Below are 25,143 nucleotides of genomic sequence, written 5' to 3' on the forward strand. Positions count from 1 at the left end.
CCATGCTAATAGAATTCAAGGTCGCCAACTACCGGTCTGTCAAGGACGAGCAGACCCTGAGCCTGGTGGCGTCCAAAAACAGGGAGTTGGCTGATTCCGGTACCCTTGAAAGCGGTATTCCCAATGTCAAGTTATTGCCCTCATCGGCAATTTATGGCCCCAATGCATCGGGTAAAACCAATTTGCTTCTCGCTCTTTTGAGGATGAAACGGATTGTGACGGAGTCCTCTCTTGAGAAAGGGCGCGGGGATGATCTTCCGATAGAGCCGTTCAAACTGGATGCCAAATCACTCGCCAAACCCTCAACATTTGAAGTTTTCTTTGTATCAGGCGGCATCCGCTACCAGTATGGTTTTTCAGCGACGGAAGTATATATCGCAGATGAATGGCTCTTTGCCTTCCCTGAAAAACGCGCCCAGCGCTGGTTCAGCCGCACCCGGGAGAAAGGTGAATACCAATGGGAGTTCGGGCCTTCACTGAAAGGCGAAAAGAAACTCTGGCAAAAATCAACCCGTGACAATGCCCTGTTTCTTTCCACGGCGGTACAACTCAACAGCAAACAGTTGCAGCCCGTTTATGACTGGTTTAGAGACACTTTGCGTCTTGCCGGCATTGGCGAATGGTCGCCGGCTTTCAGCACTTCCCTTTGCGAAACAGGTGACAAAAACAGGATACTCGACTTCCTGAAAAAAGCGGACTTGGGAATTGACGATATACATGTAAAAGAGGCTTCCCGGGATTTGGGGCCGTCGCCTTATGGTGGTATGGCCAGCATCCTGAAAAAAACGTTGCCTTATGGTGGTATGCCCCACACATTGAAAAACGAAGTTGCCGAGATAATGGAGAGAAAGAGATATCGCAGGATAGGTGAAGTCATTATAGAAAAAGAGTACGAGATAAAAACCGTTCACAAGGATTCGAGCGGTCAGGGCATTGAGTTTGACATTGGATACGAGGAGTCCGATGGAACGCGGAAAATCTTCGCACTCGCAGGCCCGTTTCTTGAAAGCCTAAAAAAAGGCTATGTGGTCTGTATTGATGAATTGCACGACAACCTGCACCCCGATTTGGTGAAATTTCTTGTGGGTTTGTTCAACAATAAAGAGACAAACACCGGCCATGCCCAACTGATTTTCACAACCCATGAAACCTCTATGCTGAATCAGAAGGTCCTGCGCCGTGACCAAATCTGGTTTTGTGAAAAGGACAGGGGGCAAGCGACGGTGCTGTACCCCTTGACTGATTTCAGTCCGCGCAAAGGTGTTACCAATCTGGAAGCAGCCTATCTGTCCGGTCGTTACGGAGCAGTGCCCTATATCGCGGAATCACCGCAAATATAGCGGATGGGCAGAAAGGCCAAAAATACATCCCCGGCCCGCAGGGACGGCAACAAGGCCCTCTATCCGAGAGTCCTTGTTGTCTGTGAGGGCGAAAAAACTGAACGCTATTACTTTGCCGGACTCAGAAATCATCTCAGATTAAGAAGCGCCAACATCGAGATTGTCGGGGAAGGAGCCACTCCGACAAGGATTGTCAAGCGTGCGGAAAAACTTCATCAAGAAGAGCTGGATATTGGCAACCCTTTTGACGAGATTTTCTGCGTGTTTGACAAGGAAGAACATGCCGACTACGACAAAGCCGTACGCATTTTGGAGAAGAAAAGTTCGGCACGGAAGAGCAACACTCTCTGGTGGGCAGCCGTTGCCTCGGTTCCCGCCTTTGAATACTGGCTATTGCTGCATTACAGATACACGACAAGGCCGTACCAAAAAACCGGAAACAAAAGTGCGGGAGAGATGGTTACTCTGGATTTGAAAAAGCATTTCAAGGATTACAAAAAAAACGACAAGAACATTTTTGAGAAATTCAAGGGCAGACTGGAACAGGCAAAGAAAAATGCGGATAAGTCCCTCACCGCTGCTGAAAACACCGGCACAGACAACCCATCCACAAGAGTGCATGAACTTGTGGAATGCTTGCAGAATATAAAAGATAAAAGGCCTCTGACCTGAATCCAACCGCCGCCAGAAGCCGTTTGCCCTTCGCGGTATCCGGTGCCGGCTGTTGGGCGGGATGGATATTTCTGCGGCGTTAGCCGGAATCCGTTTGTTCTTCGCGGCGCCAGGCACCGGAGCGGCCTCCGGTTTTTTCGAGGAGGCGGATGTTGGTGATGGTCATGGCGCGGTCGGCGGATTTGCACATGTCGTAGATGGTCAGCAGCGCGATTTGCACGGCGGTTAGGGCTTCCATTTCAACGCCGGTCCGGGCGCGGGTTTCGGCGCGGGCGCGGCAGGTGATGGAGGGCGGTTCGGTGGTGTGCTCGAAGTCAACGGTGACGGCGGACAGCGGCAGCGGGTGGCACAGCGGCACCAGGTCGGCGGTTTTCTTGGCGGCCATGATGGCGGCGAGGCGCGCGGCGCCCAGCACATCGCCCTTGCGGTAGCCGCCGGCGACGATGCCGTCCAGCGTCTCCTGCGACAGCAGGATGCGGCCCTCGGCGACGGCGGTGCGGTGCGTGGTGTCTTTGCCGCCGACATCCACCATCCGCGCCTCGCCGCGCCGGTTGAAATGTGTAAAGTCGGCCATCAGCGGGCATAATAACAGCATGGCGATTATCGTGAAATATTTTGCGTCATTGCGCGAGAACATTGGCCGCGACGGGGATTCGGTGGAGGCCGCCGGCATCGGCAGCGTCGGCGATTTGCGCGCGGCGCTGGCGCAGCGCGGCGATGTGGACGGCGACGCGCTTGAGCGCGCGCGGTGCGCGGTCAATTATGAATACGCGGATGACGGGCAGGCGCTGAAAGACGGTGATGAAGTTGCCTTCTTTCCGCCGGTTACAGGCGGCTGAACGCGCGCCGCAATCAGGGCCGCAGCGCCAGGAACATGGCGCGTTTGCCGCGCAGCATGTTCAGCAGGATGGGGCGGCCTTTTTCCACCAGGTCGCGGATTTGTTCGATGTTCTTTACGCGGCGGCGGTTGACCGACAAGATCAAATCGCCTGAACGCAAGCCGTTGCGCCGCGCCGGGCTGCCCTGCGCGACTTCCTTGATCAGCACGCCGGCGCGCGCGGTTTCGGTTTCTTCCTGCACCACCAGTTTTGCGCCGCCGAGACGCCGGTCTATGCGCCCGCCTTCGGTCGCCACCAGTTTGCGCGCGACGATGACGGCGGTCAGCGTTTTCTCGCGCCCGTCGCGCAGGATGTCAAGTTTCACCTTGGAGCCGACGCGCAGCAGGCCGATGTAATTCCGCATGTTGGCGCTGCTGTCTATCGGCTCGTCGTCCACCGACAGCACGACATCACCCGGCATCAGCCCGGCTTCGTCGGCGGGTGATTCCGGCTCGACCTCGACAATGACGGCGCCTTTCCTGCTGTCCAGGCCGAACGCCTGCGCGAGGTCCGCCGTCAGCGGCTGAACGACAACGCCGAGGCGCCCGCGCCGCACTTCGCCGTGCTTGATCAACTGCCCGGTGACATTCATCGCCATGTTGACCGGTATCGCAAAACCGATGCCGATGTTGGCGTTGGGGCCGATGATGGCGGTGTTGATGCCGACCAGTTCGCCTTTCATGTTGATCAGCGCGCCGCCGGAATTGCCCGGGTTGATGGAGGCGTCGGTCTGGATGAAGTCTTCATACGACTCGATGCCCAGCCCGCTGCGCCCCAGCGCGCTGATGATGCCGAGCGTAACGGTCTGGCCGAGGCGGAACGGGTTGCCGATGGCGACGGCGAAATCGCCGACTTGCAGGTTCTCGGAATCGCCCAGCGGAATCTCGACCAGGTCGTCGGCCTCGATGCGGATGACGGCGACATCGGTTTCAGGGTCGGTGCCGACCACCTCGGCCTCAAACCGCCTGCCGTCGCCGAGCGTTACATACACATCGTCGGCGCCGTCAATCACATGGTTGTTGGTAATCACATAGCCTTCGTCGGCGTCAATAATCACGCCGGAGCCGATGCCGCTGCGCCGCTGCTCGCGCGTGTCGCCGTCGCGCCCGCCCGGCGCGCCATCAAAGAAACGCCGGAAAAACGGGTCGTTCTGAAACGGAAAACCGCGCCGCCGCACCAGCACCGTTTTCTCGGTGGAGATGTTGACGACCGCCGGAATCACCTTCTTCAGCACCGGCGCCAGCGTCGGTATGCCGTTGACGCGCGGGAAGCCGTCGGCGCCCGGCGCCGCAACCGGCAGCAAAAACACGATGGCCGGCAACAGACCGGCGGCGATGGCTTTCAGGCGGTTCATCGGAAACATTGTACCCGCAACGCAGGCAGGCCGCTTTTCTGGCGCGGCGTTTCGTCTTTCAGGCGGTTCATCGGAAACATTGTACCCGCAGATATTGTGAACAGAAAAAAATCGCCGCGCCCGGCAACCCGCCATCCGGCGGGCGCGGGCGCGGCGTTGCCCGTTGCGGTGTGTCAGGACTTTGTGTCAGGACACATCCACCGCGATTTTCTTCGGCTGGACTTCCTCTTTCTTGGCGACGACGATGCTAAGCACACCGTCCTCGCTTTTGGCCGAGATGCTTTCGGCGTCCGCCGTTCCGGGCAGCGTGAAGCGCCGCTGGTAGGCGCCGCCGGCGCGCTCGATGTGGATGTACTTGCCTTCCCTGTCATCGCGGTGCTCCGCGGAATGGCCGGCGTTGACGACGAGTTCGCCGTCATCAACATGCACATCAATATCGCCCGGCTTCACGCCCGGCAGATCAAGCAGAAACGTCCACGACTGGTCGTCTTCATGCACATCCACCGGCGGCGTAATCCACTGTGTTTTGTCTTCCGAACCGGCCAGGGTGGCCCCAAACAGCCGCCTCATGCCGTCGAAAAACGGGTCGTAGTGTGTCAGATACATGGTGTTTTACCTCCTTGTCATTCCGGCCAGCCCGAAGGCGCCGGTCATCGCTTTGGAAGACGCGCTGTCGCAAACCTTGAACATCTTGTCCTCCGTTGTTACCTCATATTTAGGGGCGGCGCGCAGGATTTCAAGGGGCGGGGTGCGCCTCGAAATAGCCGGTGGCGGGGTTTTTGTCGACCTTGCCGGCCTCGAACACGACGCCGTTCATCGCCACATAAACGCCCGGCGCCAGCAGTTGCACGGCGGCCAGCGCGAAGCCGGTGTTGAACACGGCGTCGCTGTCGCGAAAACGCGCGGGCGACGCGGCGCCCGTCAGCACAACGGTCTTGCCGGCGATGCCGCGCAGCGCGGCGGCGGTGTCGGCCATCGTGTCGGTGCCGTGGGTGATGACGAAATGGCGGTGGCTGTCGTCGTTCTCGATGCGGCGGCGCAGCAGTTGGCGGTCGGCGTCGTCCATGTCAAGGCTGTCCTTGCTGACAACGGCCTCCACCGCGTAATCGAAGGAAACGCGCGCCATCTCCAGCATCGCGCCGGCCTGCGGCTCGCCGATGCGGTAGTCGCTGAGCGCGTCGTAATAAATTTTGTCGAAAGTGCCGCCGGTGGCGAGTATGATGATTTTCATCGGTCGGGGAATATGGTCATGGCGCCTGAACAACAAGCTTTGCGGCCACGCCCGGTAGCGGGCGTGGCCGCTGACACCGAGCATATCGATGCTCTGCGACCACGCCCGGTGGCGGGCGTGGTCGCTAACACTGAGCATACCGATGCTCTGCGGGCACGCCCGGTAGCGGGCGTGCCCGCTAACACTGAGCATACCACTACCGCTGATGATGGCAAGGTATTACTGCGGGAGCGTCTCATCGCGGGTGTGGATCGTTGTGTGAAGTGTGGCTTGTGCCTGCCGCATTGTCCGACTTATCTGGCGACGCGCAACGAGGCTGATTCGCCGCGCGGGCGGCTGTCGTTGATGGCGGCGCTGGCGCAAAACCAACTGCGCGCCGACGCGGTGCTGACAACGCATCTGGACCAGTGCCTGCACTGCCTGCGCTGCCAGCGCGCGTGCCCTGCCGAGGTTGCCTACGCCGGTTTGATTGACGGCGCGAAAGAGTTGCTGCGCGCGGAAAAGGCGCTGCCGGCGCCGCCGTGGTGGTTGCGGTGGCTGCTTGACCATGCGTTGTTGCGCCGCACTGTCGCGGTGCTTGTCAACCTGTGGCAGCGCAGCGGCGGCGCGAAACTGCCCGTGTTGCCTGAATACACCGCAATGTTGCCGCAGGCGGCAGGGCGTGCGCGCCAACTTGACGGCGGCAGGCTGCCGCAAACGCCGACACACGAGCACACACGCCAGGATGATGGGCATGGCTTTGCCAGCGGCGAACTGCCACAAGCGCCGGCGCGCAAGCGCACGCCGCAGGCCGATGTGCAAGACGGCGGGCGCGGCGAGGTGCTGCTGTTCACCGGTTGTGTTGCCGAGATAACCGACCAGGTAACACTCAATGATGCACAACAACTGCTGCAAGCGGCGGGCTTTGCTGTGCGTCTGCCGGAGGGACGAACCTGCTGCGGCGCACTCGACCAGCACGCGGGCGACCCGCGCCGCGCACAACGCTTCAGGGAACAAAACCTGAAAGCGTTTGAAGGAACGACGCCGATTGTCTCATGCGCCAGCGGCTGCGGCGCACAATGGCGCGGCTACGGCGGCGATGCATCACGGCGGCATTTCGACATTCTTGATTTTCTGTGCGGAGACGGGCAGCAAGCGCCGCAAGATGAACTTCCGGCGCAAGGCCCGCTTTCGTCATCAGACTCTCTGCACAAGGCCGGGCAAAACGCACCGCAAGGTGAACTTCCGGCGCAAGGCCCGCTTTCGTCGCCGGACTCTCTGCACGAGAACGGGCAAGACGCCCTGCAAGGGCTTGCCTTTGCGCCGTTGGCGGCGGCGCAGACGGTGGCGTTGCACATGCCGTGCACGCAGATTGGCGCGTCCGGGCGGGTTTCGGCGGCGAAGGCGCTGCTGGCGCGGATTCCGGGGCTGGATCTGGCGGATTTGCCCGACCGCACGGGCTGCTGCGGCGCCGCGGGGCTGCATCTGCTGCGGCAATCCGGCATGGGCGGGCGGCTGATTGCGGATAAAATAGGGGCATTGGAGGCAATGAATGTGAAAACACTTCTGACAACCAATGTCGGCTGCGCGATGCACTTCCGCCGCGCCCTGCACGCAAAGGGCCTGGCGGTTTCGGTGATGCACCCGGTCTCGCTGCTGCGCCGGCAACTGGCGCGTGCGGCGAACACGGAGAACAACCAATGAACGGCCTGCTCGACCGCCTGATTGAGGGCCTGGACGAAACGCTGCGCACGCTGACCGGCACCGCTGTTGCGAGTGAGCGGGCCAATCCCGCCGACGGTGTTGAGGAAGTCGCGCTGAGCGACGAGGAACGAAAACTCTCGGTGCGGCTGATGCGCGTCAACCACGCCGGCGAGATTGCGGCGCAGGGGCTGTATCACGGGCAGGCGTTTTTTGCGCTCGGCGACGACATGCGCGAGCGGATGCTGAAAAACGCGCACGAGGAAGCCGACCACCTGTACTGGTGCCGCCGCCGCATTGAACAGTTGGGCGGGCGCACCAGTCTGCTGGCGCCGTTCTGGTATGCCGGTTCGTTCGCCATCGGCATGGGCGCCGGGCTGTTTGGCGACAAGTGGAATCTCGGCTTTGTCAAGGAAACCGAGGAGCAGGTTGTGGAGCACCTGGAGTCGCACCTTGAACGCGCGCCGGGCAACGACAAGCCGACGCTGGCGATTATCGAACAGATCAAGCGCGACGAAGCCGAACACGCGCGCGACGCCGAACGCGCCGGCGCCGACGACCTGCCGGAATGCGCGCGCCGGGCCATGCGCCTCAGCGCCAAGGTGATGACAACCGGCGCCTGGTGGGTGTGATAAGGTACAGTGCGCGGTTGCGCCGGTGTAGCTCAGTTGGTAGAGCAACTGTTTCGTAAATAGTAGGTCGGAGGTTCGAATCCTCTCGCCGGCACCATCTTTTCCGGCACCGCCGATGCGCCCGTAGCTCAGCTGGATAGAGCGCTGCCCTCCGGAGGCAGAAGTCGTGGGTTCGAATCCTACCGGGCGCGCACCTTTTCAATGCACACCGCGCCGTCAGTGGCGGACGTGAACGCCGCCCGGCGCGGCGCCGGCAGCCGCGCTATCAACGCGCGCGCACAAACTCCGCCAGTTTTACCCGCAACGCCGCCAGCACCAGCCAGTAGATTGCGGCGCCGAGTGCGACCAGGCCGGTCAGCGTCAGCGCGCGGCGAATCACCGTCCAGTCGGCCCAGCCTGCGAGCGGCGGAATCAGCACGAACAGCACGGCGCCCATCACCAGCGTTGCGGCGACAACTTTTGCCAACAGGCGGCGGGTGCGGCGGCGGATGCGGTACACCTCGTCGCGCTTCAGGGCGCGGTAAAGCAGCGCCGCGTTGAGGTAGGCGGCGGCGCTGGTGGCGATGGCGAGCGCGGTGTGCGACGCCGGCGTTTCGGAATACTCCCACGCGACGACGAACACCACATTCAGCACCATGTTGGTCACCATTGCGGCGACGGCGATGCGCATCGGGCGTCCGGGCTGCTGGCGCGCGTAGAAACCGCCGGCCAGTATCTTGACCAGCATGAACGCCGGCAGCCCGGCGGCGTAGGCGATGAGGCTGAAGCGCGCCATCTGCGTGTCATGCAGCGTGAACTCGCGGTATTGAATGAGCGAGACCAGGATGGGGCCGGCCAGCAGCATCAGCCCGGCGAGGCACGGCAGCGCCAGCAGCAGCACGCCGCGCACGCCCCAGTCGAGGGTTTCGCGGAAGCGGTCGGGGTCGGCGGCGGCGTGGTGTTTTGACAGGCCGGGCAGCAGCACCGTGCCGATGGCGATGCCGAACAGCGCCAGCGGCAACTCAACGAAGCGGTCGGACAGATACAGCCAACTGATGCTGCCGGTTACCAGGAACGACGCGATCAGCGTGTCAAACAGCAGGTTGATTTGCATGACGCCGGAGCTCAGCACCGCCGGCGTCATCAGCCGCGCGATGCGGCGCACGCCGGGGTGGCGGAAGCCGAGGCGCGGACGCACGACGATGCCGATGCGCTTGAGCCACGCCAGTTGAAACGCCAGTTGAACAACGCCGCCGAACAGCACGCCCCAGGCCAGCGCCGTGATGGGCTGTTCCATCAGCGGCGCGAGCCACAGCGCCGCCGCAATCATGGACAGGTTCAGCAGCACCGGCGTGAACGCGGGCGCGCCGAAACGCCCGTAACTGTTGAGAATGCCCGACGCCAGCGCCGTCAGCGAGATGAACAGCAAATACGGGAAGGTGATGCGCAACAGTTGCGACGCCATATTGAAGCGGTCGTTCTCGCCGACGAAGCCGGGCGCGAAAATAAAAATCAGCACCGGCGCCAGCAGCACGCCGACGGCGGTGACGCCGAGCAGCAACGCGGCAAGCGTGCCGGCGACGCGGTCGGCGAGTTGGTGCGCTTCGCCTGCGCCGCGCCGCGTTCTGTATTCCTGAAAGACCGGCACAAACGCCTGCGACAGCGCGCCTTCGCCGAACAGGCGGCGCAGAAAGTTGGGCAGGCGGAAGGCGACGAGAAAGGCGTCGGTGGCGCCGCCGGCGCCGAAGGCGATGAAGATGGCGGCGTCGCGCACATAACCGAGAATGCGCGACAGAAAGGTGATGGCGCTGAAAACGGCGCTGGATTTGAAGAGGGTGGGGGCGGTCATGGCGGGTATTTAACCAGATTGCGGGGGAATGTTCTGCACCCGCGCCGGTACTGTACGATAACCTTATCCACAGGTTGATTGCAATGAACGGCATACTGATTTCCGCGCTTCCGCTGATTGTGCTGATGGCCGCCCTGCTGCTGAAAAGAGGCGCGGTGGCAAGCCCCATTGCCGGCGGCGCGGCGGTGCTGGCGGTTGTTTTCCATGATGCGCGGTTCGCGCTTGACACCGGCGCGCTGCTTTCCGCCGACCTGCCCGTCGTTCTCATCCTGACGCTTTCGGTGGCGCTGGTTGTGGTGCCGGGGCAGATGTTGAACGCCCTGTTGCAGGCATCCGGCGTTATCGCCGCCATCGGCGCGCGCATCGAGACCATTCCGCTGTCGCGCATGAAAATGGCCTCAATGATTGTGCTCGGCGTCGCCCCGGCGCTTGAGTCCATGACCGGGTTCGGGGTGTCGCTGTTTTTCACCGTGCCGGTTCTGGTGCAACTCTTCAGCATGAACAAGGCGCTGCTGCTGTCGCTGCTGAGCATGAACATCATGCCGTGGGGCACGCTTGCGCTCGCCACCCAGGTTGGCGCGCAACTGTCCGGCACGCCGTTTTCGCAGTTGGCCTTCACAACCAGCCTGACCAGTTTTGCGGTGTTTCCGGTTATCGGGCTGCTGATTTTCGCCGTCTGCCGCGAACCCGGCGACCAGTGGCGCGTGCTGGCCTGGCCGCTGCTTGCCGGACTGCTGCTGTCGTGCTGCCTGGTGTTCTACAACACGCACGCCGCCGCGGAACTGGCCGGCGTGTATGCCGGGCTGACCACCGCCGCGCTGATGCTGCTGGCCGAGTTTCTGCGCCGCGGGCCGGGCTTGTTGTCGGCTTTTCTGTCGGCCCGTCCCGCGCTGCTGCGTTTGTTCGCGCCTTATCTGACGCTTATCGCGCTCATCGGCCTGTCGCGGATTGCGCCGGTGCATGATGCGCTGCAAAACCTGCCCGGTTTTCAGAGCGGCAATGTGAAACTGTTTGTGTTCGCCAGTCCGGGGGTGTTTATTTTCCTCACCATCGTGCTGATGTGCGCGTGCTCCGGAACCTGGCGCAACCACTCCGGCGCGCTGCGCGACGGAATCCGGCGCGCGGTGTATCCGGTGACCGCCACCATGCTGTTTCTGGTGTTCGCGCAACTCCACCGCGCCAGCGGCATCTTTGAAGACCTGGCCTCGCGGATGGTCGCGCTGAGCGTGCAGGAGATGACCTTCATCGCGCCGCTGCTCGGCATGTTAAGCGGCTATGCGACCGGTTCCAACATCGGCGGCAACGCGCTTTTCATGGCGCTGCAAAGCGACACGGGACGGCATTTTGAACACGCGATTGCGTTTGCTGCGTTGCAAAACAGCAGCGCGGGCCATGCGGTGTTTTTGTCGTTGCCGGTTGTTTTGCTGGCGTTGTCGATTGCTGCTGGCAGTGGGCGGGGTGATGGGCGGGGCGGCAGCGGGGATGATGTGCGGGCGCGTCAAGCGTGGCTGATTCGGCGTGCACTGTTGTGTGCGCCGTTGATTTATGCGGCGCTGGTTGTGGGGTTTTGGGGGGTGGTTGGGTGATTGCGGGATTGGTGGCAGGTGATGGGGGGATTGATTTCGGCGGAGTGCTGCGGCGCGGGTTATTTGTTTATGGGTACCTTTGCCGCTTGAAACCGCCGATTGCGGCGGCAATGGACGCGAGTGTTTTCGGCGGGCCATACAGGCCGCTGTCATGAATGTCGCGCAGGGCGTCCAGGTCAAGTTCCGCGAGATTCCTGAACACGGAGCGTGTAACCTGCTGCCTTGATTTCACGCGGGATACATCCATGCCCTGACTTTCCAGAAAAGCGCGAACATGGGTGACATTGGGCATGAATTTTTTTGCCTCGTAGCGTTCGGCCATGTCTATGAGGATGGCGCGCTTTTTTTGGTCGTCCAAGTCAAGGGATTTGGCGACGGCGATTGCATCGCGCCGGGTTCGCGGTTTCAGCTTGTTAGATTTGTTTGTTTTCATGGCCTGATTATACTGACGGAATTACCGGAAATACTTACTTTCCGACGAACGGTAAAAAGGTTGCAGGTTCAGGCTTGGGGGGCGGCAGAGCAGATAGGACATCTCTACTCTGGGCTTACAGGGGCGAAAATCTGGTATCGAGGCTCTTAAGCAAGTGGCGTATAATGTTGCATATTGTGCGAAACCAATCTACCACCAATGGATAATGAATAAATTAAGTAAAATCTACAGAAGTAAGGAACCAGCACTTCTTTGTGCAGAGAAGCGGTTAAAATCCATTCTTAAATCGGTCGTTAATGAGATCGAAGATAAGCGCCTGGTACGCGCTACAGTAACTGAAGTGCGAAGAAAGCGTTCTAAAAGCATTCAACAAAAGGCCAAGAAGGAAGGATGGGATACAAGTGAGGCATTGTCACTTTGTAAGGACCTCGTCGGAGGACGAGTGGTCTGCAATAATATTGAGGATGTTCGTCGATTTGCAGAATTGCTTAAAGGAAAACTCTGTGACGACTATGGTGTGAAAGATTATATGGATAAGCCCCATGAGAATGGTTATAGGGCACTCCATATCAATTGGTGGATGGATGTCGGGGAGTCTCTTTCCCCAGATATTGTTTCTTGCGAGGTGCAAATCCGTACTCGCCTGCAGGATGCATGGGCAGAACTCTCGCACGATGATACCTACAAGCAGGCACATCTTCTTCCTGATGGCCTTCGTGCCCGAACCAAAGACCTCGCTGAGATTCTGGCAGCCGCCGATAGGATTGCCAGTGATATTCGGTTGGATGTAACGAAGAAAGTCGCCCCTCCCAAAGACTGTCCCGACATGAGCCAAGTTTCGGATGAGGGTTTGGCATATTGTTTCAAGGAGGTATTTGGCAAATCGCCGTACGACTATGCCATCAGGATGGCTCACAATTTATGCGGTCGGCTACAGATTACCACGCTCAAAGATTTCCTGGATGTTCTTAATCAGGAAAAATTTCGAGGTGAAATTAATACAGCTTACCGGTCTATCATCAATGCCAGCATTGAAAACGAAATGATTTTTCTTGCGGCGCTGCACGCGGCCGCAAAAGATGAAGCGGCGGCTATCCGTTGGGTGCGTAAAAAAGCACACCAAGAGCGACGCGAAATAGAGCAGATTGCCATACACGAGGCGTTAAGCAGTCTGCCAGCCACATGTGAAGAATTCATTACAAGTTTGGAAAGTCCGCATGGTGAAGCGGAAGCTAATATCGAAGAGTGGGCTGAAACCTTTGGGGCAATGAAAGAGTGCTTCTGCGGCAATCAAATTGTTCAACCAGATACGTTCGCGGAGGCCGCGATGAATCACTATAGAATTTCTGAAGAAGACGAAGTTGATGTCCGTGAGCGAATTGAATCTGCCGTACATGGGTCTGGTGTCGATATTGGTAATTGGGATGAGGATGGGACGCTGTGCGCATTTCACCGCAATTGGAGGCATGAATAATAAGTTCGGTAGCCAGCGCAAAATCAGGTATTATTCGGCATCAAGCCAACTGCTACACTTGTAAGTTGAATCCGCGAAAACTATTGAGGACCAATAACATGAACAAATTATTTTTCAGAGTGACTTTTACTGCTTTGCTTGTTGTGGCAGCGCTATATGGGACGGCACCTTCGGCAAAAGCCCAGTCTGGCCCTGGGCCGAAGTTTCCCTCGCCTGAAGGGCTGGAGCTTGAGCTTCCTTCAAAAGCCCGGTCCGGTTTCGGTGCGGTTGCTGATTTAACGCCGTTCCCGTTCCCGGAGCTTCTTACGCCAAAAGCCCAGTCCGGTTCCGGGCTGAAGTCCGGCTCCGGGCTGGAGATTGATAATCCTAGGAAGGTGGAAGTTGCAGTTCTGATTGAATCCTTGGACGATGACGCTAAGGAAGCGGGGCTAAGCGAGAGTTTAATTCTGGCAAAAGTGAATCTTCGCCTTCGGCAGAATGGGTTGACTCCAGTCAATAGAGAGAAAGAGAGAGAACAAGAGGGCTTTTTACATGTCAATATAGCGGTAGTGAACAATGCCTGGTATATGAGTGTGTTTTTCTATCGTATAGTATTTTATTATTCAAATAATCAACTTATTACAAAGTTGGCGCCCACTTGGGTTAAAGAGTCAATGAGAACTTTTGGGAGAGATGCAAATTTTATCTTGAATAAATTGGAAAATCATATTGATGTATTCATTGACGCTTATCTTAACGCAAATAATCTTTAGCGCCCCATGAATTGACTTTAGAGATAATCAGCGGCAGCTCCAAGCAAGAGAAGTGAAAATGGGATACCTGACTACTGCCAAAACTCCACGGCATCGGCCCCAAACCCTAGAAAAAATCGTGTTTTCGGCGGGTCGTACAGGCTGCTGTCCTGAAGGTCGCGCAGAGCGTCTATTTTTATCCTTTGCGAAATCGCACTCATAAGTTGAATTCACGTTGCCCTATTTCGAGATATATCTAATGCCCAGCAGAGAGCAGATTGATTGTTCAATGCTTGCCCTGCTATGATGTGTATTCATATAGTGTTGCGTCCTAATGGACAGCACTCCTTTCAAGAAAGGATCATCATGTTTTTTTAATAAGCTACCAAGCTCTCCTTTCACGCTTTCAGTAAGTTCTTTTGCACTATCCAACCGACTGAAATATCCTATAAGTTCATATGCAGGAGTTGAATGTTGCTGCACAACTTGATTGATAGTATCTCTAATTTCCGGCTGATTTATTGCACCAACAATTTTTTCAATCTGAGCCATTGTCCACTGAAAAGAAATAAATCGAATAAACCTCCTGATTTTCCGCTCATCATAATCAGGGTGCTTTTCATGGATGTAATGTGCAAAATAATTTATTTCCTCTTCACTACTTAAAATAAGATTGACAAGGCGCAAGCCACTATCCATGATGGTCTTGATGATTTCCTCTACTTTCTCTTTCTCCAAGCTGCCATATTTATTTCTCAGGACTTGTTCCAGAATTTCAGTGTTTTTCAGGATTCTATAAAAATCATTGGCCAGATATGCACCATCAGTGTCTTCCATTTCGTTTCCTGGTTCAACTTGCTGATTATGGATATCCCGAATTTCCCGCCTTTCCCTTTCTTTCGCCCTTTCAGCTTCCACACTATCGGTGGAAAGTATATTTTTCTCTATATTATCAAGGATAGTGCCAAATCTTTTCGTTTCCTTACGATCCAATATGGCTGGCTCAAGGATGTCCAGTGAACACATGGTCCTAGCCAATATATCATCTATTATTTTATCATCGCTTGTATGATGAATAGTAAAAAGAAGTGTCAGATAGTTTGAGGGCACATAGCTTTTTTCTCCCATCTCTTCAAGTATTTCTTGATATTTTTTCCTATCTTTTGAAAAGAACCTCCCCAAGAAAAAATAATGCATATATTCTTTCTCAAAAAGACCTTCTTGTGTAATGATACCGTACTCATCATGCTTTAGTCTGTTAATAATTGAATTTGGAATAAGAAATTTGCCAGTATATTTTGCAACAAACTCGTTGAAGTCGAATGTATCTGCAGAATACTTTTTCTTATGATCATAAATTTCAAATGCCAAATGTTCGGCAAAATTAAAGCATGCGTTTATATCTTTATCACTGCTGGAGATTCCCGCTTTAATCAAATTGGAGACAATCAGTACATAGTAGCAATGCCCATGCGAAGTTATAGATACACCTCTAGGCATATAGCCTTCGTAGGTTTGCAGAACGGTCAGCAGATAAAACGGATACATAGGCAGGATTTTGTTGGCGTCGATTGATTTAAGACGATTTTCTATTTGATCTATGAGACCATCCGTGACAGGCTCGTCCAAGTCAGATAATTCTAATCTCTTCCTGATTAGCTGCTCTTGTTGTCGGTAAGTTAACGGTTCTATTTCTGCTTCAAGATAATCAGTCAGGCGCCCTTCATCTCTGAAATAAGAGTAGAAAATATCAGAAGACAAAGTGATAATTATCCTGTCGAAAAAATCATTGGCGAATACAACGAATTCAATTAAGTTAGGTGCTGATGACAAATTATCCAATATAAGAGTCTTATCATCCTGCTTTTCCCACAGGGAATAATCTCCATTAAACTGATGGCGGTATTCGTTGCGAAAAATTTCTTTGCTGGGTTTCCCAGAAACCCCTTTTAAATCTATATGCAGAACAGGGTGGGATTTCTTGACTAAGGACAGAAACAAGTATCGCCCAAGAGCTGTTTTGCCACTCATTGTTTCCCCATGAATGAGGACACGCTTCTTCTTTAGAAGCTCCGTTTCATTGATAATTTCCTCTATCAGTTCTTGCCCCTCTTTCGCCTGTGGTATGTAGCATGTTAAGGGCAGAAAGAAGAAAATATCTTGCAGCTTAATGTGGTGTTGTGACAGGAAATCTGTCTTTTCCATTTCCCTCAGAAATTCTCGTTTAGGGGAAAAATTTCTTTTCAGCTTATTGATGATGGTTTTGATGCCTTCATACACTTCATTCCATGGCTCACTATCATCGGCAAATGCGGCAACCGCTCTTCCATCCGTAGGCAGCGCCTTAACATCGTCATCATCAAGCAGGTCTTTCCATGCACACTCCGACAAAATAATTGGAACTCGAAACAACAACTCGCCTTGGTTAAAAAGCCTCTTTGCATAATCCCATTCTTTCATACATTCATCAGAGGCAATGAAATCTTGACTAAGGAGAAACACAATAATGTCTGCATTGTCCATCTCCTTTTTTATTTTTGGAGAAATTTGTTCCCCCGGCAAAATACTGTGATCAGACCAGTGCTTGAGCAATCTGCTTCTCTCAAGCAGGGCAAGCGATTTTTCCATAGCTTCCTTGTATCTTTGATCTTTGTGAGAGTAGCTGAAAAACAGGCGTACAGGGAAAGTTGGATTTTTCTCGGTCATGATTTTTCCTCCTCGTTCATGATTCTTCGTCAATTGATTGCTACCAAGCCCTGGCATCGCAGTGGTAACTCACTTGCTTTTGTTCTAAAACCTGTTTCTTCAGATTCAGACAATTAGCCGGATCTTGAATAGCCGTAATTTTCGGGCCTTGCTCAAGGTTGCTGACAACCGATAACACATAGCGCATTTTATGCTCTTGTGCTTGTTCGTGTTCTTTTTTTGTGAGCCGTATGCTGCCGACAGACTTTGCCACCCCTTTTACCTCTGACAGGTAAAAATGCTCGCCTGTCTGGATTTGAAAGTCGTATCCATCACCAAAAAACCTCGCATCTTTTAATATTCCGTTTTTGAACAAGTCCACGGATTGATAGCGGTGAATAAAAAACAACTCCGCCTCCAGACCTGTTTGCTGAAGCTTCTTAAAGATACTGCGCGTTATTGGGGTGATGCCTTTCCTGGCATCATATTCGGGAAATTGATTGGCAAGATGCGCTTTCAAAAGATTGACATAGGAATGCACATCCAGCTCACCAAAAAGTGAGTCAATGTATATTTTGCGATGCATGTAGTCGCTTTTTCTTTGCCACCAACCTTTTCGTTTGTTCTCAAAAAAAGGATCGAACATGTCTTGCCTGTTTTTCACAGTGTCGCTGGTGTCGGCAACGCCGATTTGAACACAATGGTTGTATAACTCTGACTTGGATGAAAACCCAAAGGCTTTAACAAAGGTTGAATCAAACTTTGCCAAGCCGTAGCCGATGAGGTTCAGAATTTTATAATTGGGATGTTTGTTAGATGACATGGTGAATTTTGGGCGGAGCGACATTACGCGCAACTTGCCCGAAAGCAACGATACCAGATTTTCGCCCTGATGAAAGCAGGATATTCATTATCGGGGGCAAGCCCCTCACCGCAAAACCGCCCGCGCATTCGTCGCCTGTATCGGACGATTATTCGGATGGTGCATCACCCGCGCAAACCGTTCAATCTGTTCGGCGGACGCCGGCACCGGATTCTTCATCACCAGCCAGCGCACGCCCTCGGTGCACGGCGGCGTTGTCAGCGAGCCGTTAAAGCGGTAGTGGTCGCGGTTGGCGGGCAGAATGTCGGCGGCGGCGACGGGCGAGGGCAGGGCGTGTTTGTCGCCGGCGTGCTGCGGCATGTTTGCCCACGCCTCGGCCAGCCCCTTGTTGGCCTCGCCGTGCGTGAACATCACCGCGATAACCGCCAGGTGGCCGTCCTTGTCGGCGTGCACAAGGTGCGCCTCCATCGGAAACGACTGGCCGTTGATGTGGTTTTCACTCGGCGCGTGAAAGTGAAACTGCTTGAGGGCGAATGCGCGCCCGTCAACGCTGATGCTGCTGTCCGCCGCGTATTGCACCTGAACGGTGTGGCCGTTGTTCAGGATTTCATTGCCGCCGGGGCGGTAATCAAAGCGGATGGGTTGCAGGTCCGCCTCGGTAAAGCCGGTCAGGTTGATGGGCGCCTGGTTTTTGCCGGCGCAGGCGCGGTATTGCGGCGACAGTTCGGCCCAGTGTTGCGGGCCGGTGTCGCCGGAGTAACCCCAGCGCGGCGCGTCGCCGGTGCAGGCGAACCCGAACAGAACCGCCAACGCCGCGGCAAGCAGTGTTTTTTTCATCGTGTTTCCCTCAGCATGGTTTTCAATTGATTGTAGAAAATTTCGGCGCAGCGGTTGATGTCTTTCAGGTTCTCCAGCGCTTCGCGGTTGAACAGGCCGAGGCCGTCCCCGCCCAGGCTTTGCTCCAGCGCCCGCCGGTATTCGGGAACCTCGCCCCACGCCGACACGGTGTGGTCTTTTATCTCGATATGAAACTGGATGCCGTAGGCGTGCTCGCGGTATTTGAATATCTGGCATTCGGTGGTGTCGGTGGAGCCGAGCATCGTCACATCCTTGTTGTGCCGCAGATTGGCGACTTCCCATGAATGCCATTGCAGCGCCTTGAAGGTTTGCGGAAACCCGGAAAAGATTTTGTCGCGCCTGCCGGCGCCGTTGATGCGAATATCAAAGATGCCGACTTCCGGCGACGCAGATTTCACCACCTCGCCGCCGACGACTTCCCCCAGCAACTGGCAACCGAGGCAAAAGCCCATGAACGGCTTTTCAAGCGCGACGACAAACTCGCGGATGGCTTTTTTCTCGTCAACCAGCCACGGGAATTCCCGTTCCATGCAGGTGTCCATCGGCCCGCCCATCGAGAACATCGCATCAAACTGCTCCAAGTGCGCCGGAATTTTCTCGCCCAGGTCAAGGCGCACGGTGGTCAGGCCAAAATGGTCTTGCTGCATCAGGTCGTGCAGGTAGCCAAGGTCTTCAACATCAATGTGCTGAAGCACCAGTATTTGCGGCGGTAAGGCGGACATGTGGGTATTCGGGCTGGTCAGGCGGCGTTGTTCATGGTCGGCATCAGGCGATTGCGTTTGTGCCGGGCCTCCGAAAGGCGGTGGCCGTTCATTATGCCTGTTTCTGCATTCCAGCGGCGGCGGGCTTGCGTATTCAACTAAGCAAAGTTAACTTTGCTTAGTGAAAAATTGGCCAAATACAGGCGGCAAATCAACCGCTTACAGCGTGCACAAAACGGTAGAATGGCCGCCCAAACCGCCCTTTTCGCCAGGCACCGCCCGCTCCTACCGGCACCATTCCCTCGGGTCCAGCGGTTTTCCGCGGTGGCGGATTTCGAAGTAGAGGCCGTTGTTGCGCTGGGCGACGGGGTCGTTCATCACGGCCAGTTGTTCGCCGGCGGTCACGGCGTCGCCGACGCTCTTGTAAAGCGCCTTGTTGTTGCCGTAAAGCGACATGTAGCCCCTGCCGTGATCCACAATCACCATCAGGCCGTAGCCGCGTATCCAGTCGCTGAAGACAACCCGGCCCCGGTGGATGCTGCGCACCGGGGTGTCGGGCGTGGCGTCGAGGAACACGCCGCGGTAAATGCGCCCGTGTTTGCGAACGGCGGCGCGGCTCGCCACCGGCCATGGCAGGCGGCCTTTCAGCGACGGGAATTGCGTTGCCGCCGTTGCCGGCATCGGCACTTTGTCCAGACGCTCCAGCAGGCCGCGCAGGCGCGCCGCGTCTTGTTCCAGCATCGCAAGGCCGCCGCGCTGCTGTTTGATTTGCGCTTCCAGCGCGCGCCCGGCCTGGTCGCGTTCGCGCTTCTCGCGGGTCAGCGCGTCAAGGCGCTGCCGGCGTTCGTTCTCCTGCTTCGCCAGCGCCGCCCTTTTGTCGAGCAGCGCGGTGTGCACCGACGCCAGTTCCGACAACTCGCCGCGTATCTGCCCAAGACGCTGCTTGCGCGCGCCGCGGAAGTAGTCCGAATACACATTGCGCCGTTCCAGTCCGCTCCAGTCGTCGAAACTCAACTGGTAGCGCAGTTCACCCAGGTCGCCGTCGCGGTGCAGCGCGCGCAACTCCGCGCCCAGCAGCGACAGCACGCCGCGCGCCTGCGACGACAGGGCGGCGGCGCGTTTCTCCAGTTTCTCCACGCCGGCCTGCGCCTCGCGGAGCCGGCGCGCCGAGGTTCGCAACTGCCGGCTCAGGTCGCTGATCTGGCGTTCACTCGCGGCAATGCGGTTGTGCAAACGGTCAAGTTGCGCCTGCGACGACGACAACTTCTCCTGCCCCTGCCGAATCTCACGCTGAATTTCAAGCAAACGCGCGGTGTTGTCGTCCGCCGCAGTAACCGACCCCGCAACAAACAACCCGGCGAACGCCACGATGAACGCCACGGCAAAGCGCATAACAAATGGCATAGAAAACCGCCCGGCAAAGCGCACGGCAGGCGCCGCGACAAGCGGCCCCCGAAGGCGCGACACGGCGCGCAATGCAAGGTGCGACACTCGCGCGTGGCGCGGCACTCGGCGGGGAAGACACGCGGGAACTGGCATCGGCATCGCAAACCATTATAATAGGCGCCCTCAACCCGGCCCGACATGCAGGACGACTACACCATGTTCATCGCCGACAACATTTTCCTGTTCGGCATTCTGACGGCGCTTGCCGTGATGATTGTCTCGACGGAGATGAAGCGGCTGCTGAAGAAATACCGCGACATCACGCCGGCGGAAGCGGTGCAACTGATTAACCGCGAAGGCGCGGTGATGCTGGATGTGCGCGAGTCGTCGGAACTGGAAACCGGGCGCGTGCGCAACGCCAAATTCCTGTCCGCCAGCGTGCTGCCGAAACGCATGGACGAACTCGACGACATCCGCGACAAGCCCATCATCACCTTCTGCGCGCACGGGCTGAAGGCGCGCAACATCTGCCAGTTGCTGAGCAAGCGCGGCTTCCCCAACATCTACTTCCTGAAAGGCGGCATCGCCGCGTGGGAGCAGGCCAACCTGCCGCTGACGAAGAAATGAGCAGCCGCGTACAGATTTTCTCCACCCGAAACTGCCCTTTCTGCAAGGCGGCAAAGCGGCTGCTCGATGTCAAGCAGGTTGCATACAACGAGGTGATGGTGGACACCGACGCCGAGCAGCGCGAGGAAATGGTGCGGCGCACCAAACGCACATCGGTGCCGCAGATTTTCATCGGTGATTTTCATGTCGGCGGCTACCAGGAAATGGCCGAACTCGACGCCGATGGTAAACTGGACGAACTGCTGAAAGGCGCGGGCGGCCCGTAGCACGGCCCGCGCACGAGTCCATCACAACGAGTCCATCACAACGAGTTCATCACAACAGGTCCACCACAACAGGGCGGCGCAAACCATGGAAAAGAAAAAAACATCCGCAAAACAACAGGGGCACCTTGAGATCAAGCGCGTCTATCTGAAAGACGCCTCGTTCGAGTCGCTGCACGCGCCCGATTCGCTGGAGGCGGAATGGCACCCGCACATTGACATCAACCTGCAAAGTTCCAGCCAGAAACTGCGCGAGACGCTCTACGAGGTTGTGCTGCACATCACCATCGCCGCGCGCCAGGACGAGAAGCGCATTTTCCTGGTCGAGATCGAGCAGGGCGGCACCTTTGTCATCAGCGGCTTTTCCGACAAGAAACTGGAATCGGTGCTGCAAGCCTACTGCCCCAACATCCTGTTTCCGTTTGTGCGCGAAACCATCGCCAACCTCGTTTCAAAGGGCGGCTTTCCGCAACTGCTGCTGGGGCCGGTCAACTTCGAGGCGGTGTACCGCCAGAAACAACAGGCGCTGCAAGTCGAACCGCAGGAAATCGGCAAACCGCACTGAACCGCAGCGGGCCGCGGCGCGCCGACAACGATGACGCAAGTAACCGTGATTGGCGCGGGCGCCTGGGGCACGGCGCTTGCGCTGCACCTGGCCAGGCGCGGCCACGCGGTCGGCCTGTGGGGGCGCGACGGCGAACTGATGGAACGCATCGCCGCCACCCGCCGCAACGACACCTACCTGCCCGGCGTTGAACTGCCGCCGGCGATGATGACTCACCGCGACTTTGACGAAGCCGTCGCCGCCGGCGAACAACTGCTGCTGGCGGTGCCGACGGCGGCGCTGCGCGCCGTCTGCGAGCGGCTGAAAGACGCCGTCGGCAAAAAGCATTCGGGGCTGGTGTGCGCCATCAAGGGCATTGAAGTGCAAAGCGGCTGCCTTGTGCACGAGGTGGTCGAGCAGGCCTTCGGCGGCGGCCTGCCGCTGTGCGTGCTGGCGGGGCCGTCGTTTGCCGAAGAGGTCGCCGCCGGCAAACCGACCGCCGTCACCGTCGCCTCGCGCGGCGGGCAGGCGGCGCGCGACGGCGCCGCGCCGTTTCACGGCGGCCACCTTCGCGCCTACACAACCGACGATGTGGTCGGCGTTGAAATCGGCGGCGCGCTGAAAAATGTCATCGCCATCGCCGTCGGCATGTCGGATGGCCTGGGCTTCGGCGAAAACGCGAAGGCCGCGCTGATTACACGCGGCCTCGGCGAAATCCTGCGCCTTGCGCTGGCGTTGGGCGCGCGCGCCGAAACCGTCACCGGCCTGGCCGGTCTGGGCGACATCGTGCTGTCCTGCGGCAGCGACCTGTCCCGCAACCGCCGCTTCGGCCTGCTGCTGGCGCAGGGGCTGGGCCGCGACGAGGCGCTCGGCAAAACCGGCGGCGTCGTCGAAGGCCTGCCGACAACCGGCATCGCACTGCAACTGGCGCGCCGCCATGGCGTTGAAATGCCGATTTGCGAACAGGTCGAGCGCGTCTTGCAGGGCGAGACGACAATGCAGAACGCGGTGGATGAGTTGCTGAGAAGACCGGCGAAAACCGAAACGGGGAACGCCGCTTAAGACGAAGCGTCTTGTTCGCGGCGCGCTTTCTCTTCAAGCGCCTCGCGCGTGCGTTCTTTCAGCAACATGCGGCGGGCGCGTCGCATCCACGATCTCAGCGACTTTCCGAGCAGACGCCGTTCGCGGCGCAGGGATGCGAGTTCCAGCGGAAAGGTGTCGGGGCGCCGCGTCCGGATGCCGCCCTTGCCGTTCAGCAGCCCGTTTTTCAGGCCGCTTTTCAATTCGTTGATGGCGCGTTTCATGGCGCGCCGCCCGCCGCGCGGCGCGAGCGGTAACGGTAAAAATGCGCGCCGATGACATCTTCGGCCTGCTTGTAGCGTTCCTTTGCCTCCGCCGATGTCAGGTCGTGTATGCGTACATAAAACACGCACGGATAGGGCCGCACCTTGCGGTCGTTGGCGAACTCGTGAATCGGCTTCGTCACCCGCAGAAACTCGCGGTCGGAAATGCGCTTGCTGAACGGGAAGTCGGCCAGCGGCAGGCCGGCTTTCTCGTCGTGGTACTGCGTCGGCGGCGCGATGTCCTCCACCTGCATGCTCTTGTCGTAGATGTTCACATCAAACAAATACACCTGGCTGTATTGGCCCTGCTCGTCGGTCTCGTGCCAGCACGACGGGTCAATGCCCTTCTTCGCCGCCAGTTGCTCGATGGTCTCGGCCTGCTGCCTGCTTTGCTCCCGCAATTCCTTTCTGCTTTCAATCAGCAGGGCGATGGACTTGCGGTCGAGTTTCAGGTTCTCCGCCTGCAACATCAGCCGCAGCCGGTTCAGGCGCCCGGCCTCGCGCGACGCCACCTGCATTTCCTGCGCGTCGCTGCTGCCCGACAGCGCGGCGCCGTACAGCGCCGTCAGCAACAGCAGCAGCAGAAACAGCAGCAGGATGAACAGTTCCGCCACCGTCAGCCCCAGCACCAGGCCGCGGCGGTACGAGCGCCCGCTTTGCAGCGCGGCGTTGAGCCGGTTATTGTCTGTATCCGACACTGTCTATCTCCTTGCGGATGGCCTGCGCCGCGTCAAGGAGAGACTGGTGCACTTCCTGCACCATGACCCGCGAAGCGTCCAGGTGGCCCTGCATGCTCTGGCGAAAATCTTCCGACACCCGCACATGCCCCTGCACCTGCGATTCGCTGGTCTTCAGCGTCTCGGACAGTTGCCGCGAGGCCATCGCCATGTCTTCGCCGATGCCGGCAATGCGCTCGCCGAGGGTGGCGGTTTTGGCGGCGACCGTGTCAATGGACTGCGACAGCCTGCTGACATCCACATCCTGTATCATCTGGATGAATTCGTCCATGCGGTTGATCATCCGGGTTTCGGTCTCGACCACTTCCTGCACCGGCGACAGCGATTTTTTCAGCGTCTGCGCGAGTTCGCGGAATTCCTTGACGACGATGTCCGGGCTGCTTTCCAGCACCTTCAGCCGCTCGGAGAAGGCATCAAGCCGCTGCAGAAAAGTCGCCAGCGATTGGGTGGAGGCTTGCAGTTGCTGTTCCAGGCGGGTTCTCAGCGTGTCGCCGATTTCGTTGATCTTGCCTTCCAGTTGGCCGAAGGTTTCGTCGAGTTTCGCGGTGATGCCGCCGGGGCCGTCCACCAGCGTTCCCAGTTGGCTGGAAATCTGGTCCATCGCCGCCTGCGTGCGGGTGACCGTTTCCGTCACCCGCGCCTCCTGTTTCTCGAACGACGACTGGAGGCGGTCGGTGGTTTGTTCCAGCCTGGCCGCCGCGTCGTTGATGTGGTCGCCGGCCAGGCGGCTGTTCTCCTGCAGCATCTCGTTGACTTCCGAGAACAACTGGCGCACCACCAGCAGGAACGCGCTGATGTCTTTCGACCACTGGTACAACTCGGTGCGGAAATGCCCCATCGCCTTGCCGAGTTCGCGCCGCGCCTGGGTCTCGATGATGGTCAGGTCGGGCTGGAACGACTGGATGACAACGCGGTAGAGTATGCCGAAGACGGTCGAGGACAGCGCGACGCCGAAACTGGTGACGACATCAAACACCTGCGCGCCGCCGGCGACGGCGAAGTCGTGCGTGTAGAGTGAATAGCCGAGGATGATCAGCGTGAACAGCAGGCCGAGATAATACAGGTTGTCGCCGGCGCGCTCGTTGCCGCGGTCATTGACCAGCGTGTGGATGAACAGCGCGGTCAGCACGGCAACCGCCCACGCCGCAGACGCCCAGGCGTATTCGGCGAAATAGTATTTGAGAATGAAGATGCCTGCGGCGGCGGCCACAAAAGCCGCGATAAAAACCGCTCTGTCTGAATTTTTCATAGTCGGGAACCCGTTGTTGTGGAGTGGTGGCATATTATCAAAATTTGCGGGGAGCGGGGAAGGGAGTTGGCAGAGGCGGCAGGGGCAG

The 25,143-nt window shown here is 57.5% G+C and carries 26 protein-coding genes and 2 tRNA genes; 14 read left to right on the forward strand and 14 right to left on the reverse strand.

Annotated features, from left to right (window positions below; translation table 11 throughout):
• Positions 1-2: 2 nt before the first annotated feature.
• A complete protein-coding gene (locus tag OXU50_08300) occupies positions 3-1,340 on the forward strand; it encodes an ATP-binding protein (protein ID MDD9869869.1) in 1,338 nt (445 codons plus the stop codon).
• A gap of 3 nt (positions 1,341-1,343) precedes the next feature.
• Positions 1,344-2,012 (forward strand): RloB family protein, encoded by a 669-nt coding sequence (locus tag OXU50_08305; GenBank protein MDD9869870.1) that lies wholly within the window; start codon positions 1,344-1,346, stop codon positions 2,010-2,012.
• A 79-nt stretch (positions 2,013-2,091) separates the two neighbouring features.
• On the opposite strand, the gene moaC is transcribed toward OXU50_08305, so the two are convergent.
• A complete protein-coding gene (gene moaC, locus OXU50_08310; GenBank protein ID MDD9869871.1) occupies positions 2,092-2,586 on the reverse strand; it encodes a cyclic pyranopterin monophosphate synthase MoaC in 495 nt (164 codons plus the stop codon).
• Between the two features lie 19 nt (positions 2,587-2,605).
• Here moaC and moaD point away from each other — a divergent pair, with 19 nt between their 5' ends.
• Complete coding sequence (gene moaD / locus OXU50_08315; GenBank protein MDD9869872.1) at positions 2,606-2,851, forward strand: molybdopterin converting factor subunit 1; 246 nt, start codon at positions 2,606-2,608, stop codon at positions 2,849-2,851.
• 13 nt (positions 2,852-2,864) lie between these two features.
• On the opposite strand, the gene OXU50_08320 is transcribed toward moaD, so the two are convergent.
• The 3 genes from OXU50_08320 to OXU50_08330 all read right to left on the reverse strand — a co-directional run bounded on the left by OXU50_08320 (position 2,865) and on the right by OXU50_08330 (position 5,475).
• Positions 2,865-4,253: a DegQ family serine endoprotease gene (locus OXU50_08320; protein ID MDD9869873.1), complete on the reverse strand. Its 1,389-nt coding sequence runs from the start codon at positions 4,251-4,253 to the stop codon at positions 2,865-2,867.
• 177 nt (positions 4,254-4,430) lie between these two features.
• Positions 4,431-4,850, reverse strand: a complete 420-nt coding sequence (locus OXU50_08325; protein MDD9869874.1) for an Hsp20/alpha crystallin family protein — start codon at positions 4,848-4,850, stop codon at positions 4,431-4,433.
• A gap of 130 nt (positions 4,851-4,980) precedes the next feature.
• Positions 4,981-5,475, reverse strand: a complete 495-nt coding sequence (locus OXU50_08330; protein ID MDD9869875.1) for an asparaginase domain-containing protein — start codon at positions 5,473-5,475, stop codon at positions 4,981-4,983.
• A gap of 258 nt (positions 5,476-5,733) precedes the next feature.
• Between OXU50_08330 and OXU50_08335 the strand changes: the two genes are divergently transcribed.
• The 4 genes from OXU50_08335 to OXU50_08350 all read left to right on the forward strand — a co-directional run bounded on the left by OXU50_08335 (position 5,734) and on the right by OXU50_08350 (position 7,978).
• Positions 5,734-7,158 (forward strand): (Fe-S)-binding protein, encoded by a 1,425-nt coding sequence (locus OXU50_08335; GenBank protein ID MDD9869876.1) that lies wholly within the window; start codon positions 5,734-5,736, stop codon positions 7,156-7,158.
• On the forward strand, positions 7,155-7,787 hold the full coding sequence (gene coq7 / locus OXU50_08340) for a 2-polyprenyl-3-methyl-6-methoxy-1,4-benzoquinone monooxygenase (protein MDD9869877.1): 633 nt from the start codon (positions 7,155-7,157) through the stop codon (positions 7,785-7,787). Before OXU50_08335 ends, coq7 begins: the two co-directional genes overlap by 4 nt.
• Positions 7,788-7,808: 21 nt before the next feature.
• A tRNA-Thr gene (locus OXU50_08345) sits at positions 7,809-7,884 on the forward strand.
• A gap of 20 nt (positions 7,885-7,904) precedes the next feature.
• Positions 7,905-7,978 (forward strand) — tRNA-Arg (locus OXU50_08350).
• A 74-nt stretch (positions 7,979-8,052) separates the two neighbouring features.
• On the opposite strand, the gene murJ is transcribed toward OXU50_08350, so the two are convergent.
• On the reverse strand, positions 8,053-9,615 hold the full coding sequence (gene murJ, locus OXU50_08355) for a murein biosynthesis integral membrane protein MurJ (protein ID MDD9869878.1): 1,563 nt from the start codon (positions 9,613-9,615) through the stop codon (positions 8,053-8,055).
• Positions 9,616-9,698: 83 nt separating this feature from the next.
• Here murJ and OXU50_08360 point away from each other — a divergent pair, with 83 nt between their 5' ends.
• Positions 9,699-11,201: an L-lactate permease gene (locus tag OXU50_08360; GenBank protein ID MDD9869879.1), complete on the forward strand. Its 1,503-nt coding sequence runs from the start codon at positions 9,699-9,701 to the stop codon at positions 11,199-11,201.
• 67 nt (positions 11,202-11,268) lie between these two features.
• On the opposite strand, the gene OXU50_08365 is transcribed toward OXU50_08360, so the two are convergent.
• Positions 11,269-11,559: a hypothetical protein gene (locus OXU50_08365; GenBank protein ID MDD9869880.1), complete on the reverse strand. Its 291-nt coding sequence runs from the start codon at positions 11,557-11,559 to the stop codon at positions 11,269-11,271.
• A 280-nt stretch (positions 11,560-11,839) separates the two neighbouring features.
• Between OXU50_08365 and OXU50_08370 the strand changes: the two genes are divergently transcribed.
• Complete coding sequence (locus OXU50_08370; protein MDD9869881.1) at positions 11,840-13,108, forward strand: hypothetical protein; 1,269 nt, start codon at positions 11,840-11,842, stop codon at positions 13,106-13,108.
• A 98-nt stretch (positions 13,109-13,206) separates the two neighbouring features.
• Positions 13,207-13,860 carry a hypothetical protein gene (locus OXU50_08375; protein MDD9869882.1) on the forward strand — a complete coding sequence of 218 codons (654 nt, stop codon included), beginning with the start codon at positions 13,207-13,209 and terminating at the stop codon, positions 13,858-13,860.
• Positions 13,861-14,079: 219 nt separating this feature from the next.
• On the opposite strand, the gene OXU50_08380 is transcribed toward OXU50_08375, so the two are convergent.
• From OXU50_08380 to OXU50_08400, 5 genes are all read right to left on the reverse strand, one after another.
• Positions 14,080-16,545, reverse strand: coding sequence for a toll/interleukin-1 receptor domain-containing protein (locus OXU50_08380; protein MDD9869883.1), 2,466 nt, complete (start codon positions 16,543-16,545; stop codon positions 14,080-14,082).
• 40 nt (positions 16,546-16,585) lie between these two features.
• Positions 16,586-17,347 (reverse strand): DUF3883 domain-containing protein, encoded by a 762-nt coding sequence (locus OXU50_08385; GenBank protein MDD9869884.1) that lies wholly within the window; start codon positions 17,345-17,347, stop codon positions 16,586-16,588.
• A 105-nt stretch (positions 17,348-17,452) separates the two neighbouring features.
• The gene (locus OXU50_08390; GenBank protein MDD9869885.1) at positions 17,453-18,184 is read right to left on the reverse strand and encodes a carbonic anhydrase family protein; all 732 of its coding nucleotides are present in this window, start codon (positions 18,182-18,184) and stop codon (positions 17,453-17,455) included.
• Positions 18,181-18,927 (reverse strand): type 1 glutamine amidotransferase, encoded by a 747-nt coding sequence (locus tag OXU50_08395; GenBank protein MDD9869886.1) that lies wholly within the window; start codon positions 18,925-18,927, stop codon positions 18,181-18,183. Before OXU50_08395 ends, OXU50_08390 begins: the two co-directional genes overlap by 4 nt.
• Before the next feature lie 264 nt (positions 18,928-19,191).
• Positions 19,192-20,310 (reverse strand): peptidoglycan DD-metalloendopeptidase family protein, encoded by a 1,119-nt coding sequence (locus OXU50_08400; GenBank protein ID MDD9869887.1) that lies wholly within the window; start codon positions 20,308-20,310, stop codon positions 19,192-19,194.
• A 180-nt stretch (positions 20,311-20,490) separates the two neighbouring features.
• Between OXU50_08400 and OXU50_08405 the strand changes: the two genes are divergently transcribed.
• The 4 genes from OXU50_08405 (at position 20,491) to OXU50_08420 (ending at position 22,788) form a co-directional block, all read left to right on the forward strand.
• Positions 20,491-20,919, forward strand: a complete 429-nt coding sequence (locus tag OXU50_08405) for a rhodanese-like domain-containing protein (GenBank protein ID MDD9869888.1) — start codon at positions 20,491-20,493, stop codon at positions 20,917-20,919.
• The gene (gene grxC / locus OXU50_08410; GenBank protein MDD9869889.1) at positions 20,916-21,185 is read left to right on the forward strand and encodes a glutaredoxin 3; all 270 of its coding nucleotides are present in this window, start codon (positions 20,916-20,918) and stop codon (positions 21,183-21,185) included. The genes OXU50_08405 and grxC overlap by 4 nt, the downstream gene beginning before the upstream one ends.
• Positions 21,186-21,270: 85 nt before the next feature.
• Positions 21,271-21,747, forward strand: coding sequence for a protein-export chaperone SecB (secB, locus tag OXU50_08415; protein ID MDD9869890.1), 477 nt, complete (start codon positions 21,271-21,273; stop codon positions 21,745-21,747).
• Positions 21,748-21,777: 30 nt separating this feature from the next.
• Positions 21,778-22,788 (forward strand): NAD(P)-dependent glycerol-3-phosphate dehydrogenase, encoded by a 1,011-nt coding sequence (locus OXU50_08420; GenBank protein MDD9869891.1) that lies wholly within the window; start codon positions 21,778-21,780, stop codon positions 22,786-22,788.
• Here OXU50_08420 and OXU50_08425 read toward each other — a convergent pair.
• Genes OXU50_08425 through OXU50_08435 form a run of 3 tightly spaced genes read right to left on the reverse strand, consistent with a single transcriptional unit; the run spans position 22,785 to position 25,055 of the window.
• Positions 22,785-23,030: a hypothetical protein gene (locus tag OXU50_08425; GenBank protein MDD9869892.1), complete on the reverse strand. Its 246-nt coding sequence runs from the start codon at positions 23,028-23,030 to the stop codon at positions 22,785-22,787. The two genes, OXU50_08420 and OXU50_08425, sit on opposite strands and share 4 nt — an antisense overlap.
• Positions 23,027-23,767: a hypothetical protein gene (locus OXU50_08430; GenBank protein MDD9869893.1), complete on the reverse strand. Its 741-nt coding sequence runs from the start codon at positions 23,765-23,767 to the stop codon at positions 23,027-23,029. The genes OXU50_08425 and OXU50_08430 overlap by 4 nt, the downstream gene beginning before the upstream one ends.
• A complete protein-coding gene (locus tag OXU50_08435; protein MDD9869894.1) occupies positions 23,748-25,055 on the reverse strand; it encodes a hypothetical protein in 1,308 nt (435 codons plus the stop codon). Before OXU50_08435 ends, OXU50_08430 begins: the two co-directional genes overlap by 20 nt.
• Positions 25,056-25,143 lie beyond the last annotated feature (88 nt).

Source organism: Gammaproteobacteria bacterium, from assembly GCA_028817225.1.
Lineage (GTDB): Bacteria > Pseudomonadota > Gammaproteobacteria > Poriferisulfidales > Oxydemutatoraceae > Oxydemutator.